At 60.8% G+C, this 383-nt stretch carries 1 pseudogene; it reads left to right on the top strand.

The features are described from left to right. A pseudogene (locus I6F37_RS44760) lies at positions 1 to 325 on the top strand (branched-chain amino acid ABC transporter permease); the annotation flags it as partial. Positions 326 to 383: the final 58 nt, after the last annotated feature.

The following is a 383-nucleotide window of genomic DNA, read 5'->3' as shown; positions in this document are numbered from 1 at the left end:
GCGGTACGTGAACCCCGACGAGTTCGGGCTCTCCATGTCGATCGAGTACGTGGCGATGATCGTGATCGGCGGAGTGGCCACCATCTACGGGCCGATTCTGGGAGCGCTGTTCATCACCATCGTGCCGCACCTGATCGAGCAATGGAGCGACAAGATCCCGGGCATCGCCACCGAGGCCGGCGAGTCGGGCATCACGGTGTTCGCCCTCAACCAGGCCCTGTTCGGCTTGATGATCATCGGCTTCTTGCTCTTCGAACCGCGCGGCCTGGCGGCGATCTGGATGCGGATCAAGACCTACTTCCAGGCTTGGCCGTTCTCCTATTGATCAGGCAAACCATCACACGCACTGCCGTCAGACATGTGCATCACAGGAGGTCACACGA

This window comes from Bradyrhizobium sp. NBAIM08 (genome assembly GCF_020193935.1).
Lineage (GTDB): Bacteria > Pseudomonadota > Alphaproteobacteria > Rhizobiales > Xanthobacteraceae > Bradyrhizobium > Bradyrhizobium yuanmingense.
Note: the sequence above shows the minus strand (reverse complement) of the source record. Positions and strands in the feature narration are given on the sequence as shown.